The sequence below is a fragment of the Hydrocoleum sp. CS-953 genome (assembly GCF_002260545.1).
Lineage (GTDB): Bacteria > Cyanobacteriota > Cyanobacteriia > Cyanobacteriales > Microcoleaceae > Trichodesmium.
The window spans coordinates 1-2,954 of record NZ_LGSU01000383.1; the positions used below are offsets into that span (position 1 = coordinate 1).

At 36.5% G+C, this 2,954-nt stretch carries 2 pseudogenes; both read right to left on the reverse strand.

The window, feature by feature from the left end:
* Nucleotides 1–197 (reverse strand): annotated as a pseudogene (locus AFK68_RS03700) (DNA recombination/repair protein RecA); the annotation flags it as partial.
* Between the two features lie 831 nt (nt 198–1,028).
* Nucleotides 1,029–2,718 (reverse strand): annotated as a pseudogene (locus AFK68_RS03705) (TrkA family potassium uptake protein); the annotation flags it as partial.
* Nucleotides 2,719–2,954: the final 236 nt, after the last annotated feature.

Below are 2,954 nucleotides of genomic sequence, written 5' to 3' on the forward strand. Positions count from 1 at the left end.
AATTACATCTGTCTCTTCGGCTAAGTCAATAATACAGCCTACATTAGAAATTCCTTTACCAAAATAATATCAAATTCAGCAACACGGAATGGAGGAGCAACCTTATTTTTAGCAACTTTTACCTTAGCATGAATACCATATTCCTCTGAAGATTTCTTCAAAGTTTGTGTACGACGAATATCAAGTCTAAAAAAAGCATCCGAAAAAATGAAGCTAATTGATTTGAGATTTTTCCATTGGCCAAATGGGCTTTAATTATATAAAATATTGTGAGTATTTAATAAGTAGTGAGAAAAATTACACTCTCACAAATCTTGCGGACAATCTGGAAAAAGTTGGCCACAATCAAATTAATCGGTATTTGAAGAATGTTGAAAGACGAGACAGAAATTGTGTGGCAAAATGTACAGTCTGAAATTGCAACAACTGAAGATAGTTATTTAATTTTTGATGATACAGTTATTAATAAAAAATTATATTAAAAAGCGTTGATGAAACACGGTATGAAATTAAACTTTTGGTAAATTTTAAGCCAAAACATATAATGCAAATTATACCTATTTCTTCTATCACAAGTTACCGAAAAACTCTTTTCTACCTACTGAATTCTGATGACTGACTTCTGACTCATAGCCAATCAAACATTTATTCAGCAATGCCTCTCAAAAAATAGAGATTGTCCGCTGTCAGGATAGTGGTAAGCAATATAGGGTATGCGTGGAAGGCGATCGCTATAAAAAATTAAGCGTTTCGCTTTTCTGCTGTCGCCGCCATGTTTGCGGAGCATTCCGGAACGGAAAACGTGACATGAAAAGCGGAAGCTCTACGTTAGCGATCGCCTAAATTAGTAAGCGCTATATATAGTCTCTTTGCGTAAGTCGTGATAATGTTACAAATGAGTGGCTGGAAATCCTTACCAAATAAAGGTTTTGCCATAGCAGCAATTTTTCAAATTGGTATTACAAGATTTTTCTACATTTGACAATTATTTTCTCTGGTTTAAGTTCAACAGTTAATCTTTTCGGCTNCCGAAAAACTTATTAGTTGTATAGGCACATTTCTCCAAAGTTGGTCTAGTCTATTCGCTGGCATCGTTAAGTATAAGACATCACCAGAGTTCAAAGTCGCAGTCAGCAAATCCCAACCATGAATTTCTTTACCGTTGCTTTCTATATACAAGGGTACAAAGTCGGCAGTATGAGCCACATCTTGAGTAACTTTGCCACAGAAAGGATGTCCTGGTGTAATTAAAGTTGCTAATGCTACCCACAAACTATCTGCCGTAATTCCATTGCCCAGAATTCTACCACCGATCGCTGCAGCAGCAAAAGCAGGAGCAGCTAATTCTGTGGGGCTAAGTACAGACTCAAATTCAAATACTTGTTGCACCATTAGGGCTAAGTGCGGATCTTGATTTCTCACGACAACAGGTATTTTTGGTACAAGACCTTTCGCACTCAGAGCAATTTCTAAGTTAACAATATCATTACCACTTACAGCTAATAGAGCTTCAGCTTTTTCAATATTGGCAACTTCTAAGGTCGTAGATAAACTTGCATCTCCCTCAATTACGGGAATTTTCATCGATCTGGCACTATTGAGAAATCGACAGTTAGGATTACGCTCTACTATTACTACTTCATAACCACTAGCAACAAGTTGCTGGGCAATATGTAAACCAATTCCACCAAACCCACAGATAATATAATGATTACGCAGAGGAATGCGAGCAGCATCCCAATATTCTTGAAAACGAGTACCTAATACAAAGTCATTTAGGAGTGCATAACAAATACCGACGATCGCTGTACCCACAAGCATCATTATGGAAGTAAATATTTTGATACTACCTGGTGCTTGTTCTGCTATTTTTTCATTTCCCCCCGCTCCTGTAATCATACCAACAGTAAAATATAGGGAATCAACAAAACTATTATTCAGATTAATACTGATATAAGTAATAGTACAAACTAAGACAGTTACTAAAAGAGCTAAATTGAGAATTACTGCTGATTTACTATGTCGCTGAAATTGTCTGAGTCTGGCAAATATTTTGAAGAAGTTGTGAATCAAACTTTGTCTGCGAGTTCGCACACTAGGTTTGCTGGCAATAATTAGGCGATCGCCTACCTGTAACTCTCGTTCTTTTACTACTGCAGAGACTAGATCGATTGGATCTGTGACTGGTATATAGTAAATTAACATCAGAGAACGATCATCCCAAAGCGAACTGATCTTACGACCTAACCAAGGATGATTCTGATCGATCAATTCTTCGTGCATTGGCCAGGTCTGATTGTATAGACGTAGCTGACCAATAGCATGATTACCCAATGCTGCAAAAGCAAACACTGGAGCTGCTAAAGCTGACACACTCATTGTTGTGTGGTCAGTTAGGGTATGGTCTAAGCGATCGCCCAAACTTGTATTAAATAGACGGTTGATAATCCGAATTTTAGGATTAAGAATCCTTGCTAACATTAAGACGGCCAAATTAACAGATTCTTCTTTACCTGCTAAAACCAGAGTATGGGCACTTTGAATGCCTGCTGCTAATAAAGTAGATGCTGAACGAAAGTTGCCGACGATAATTTCTGAACCCTCTCCACGGAGTGGGCGATCACTAATGCCAACAACTGTTGCACCCTGCTGTCTTAATAGACGAAATATTTTGTAGCCGGTACGACCCAAGCCACAGACTATTATTCTTGGTTTCATGGATCAAGAAATTTATTAAAGTAATGTTAAGAAGTCCTCTTTTACCTGGTTCTGTAAACTATCATTTATTATTTACACTGAAAAAAAAGTAGCTTACAACACTATTTCTGCCGAATAGTTGTCTTAATTTTTGCCAATAACTCTGCTTTATAATTAACTTTATATTAATCTTTTACATAATTCTTAATATTTGTTGATTTTATTTATTAAAAATTAAATTTTGACTAATATTACAG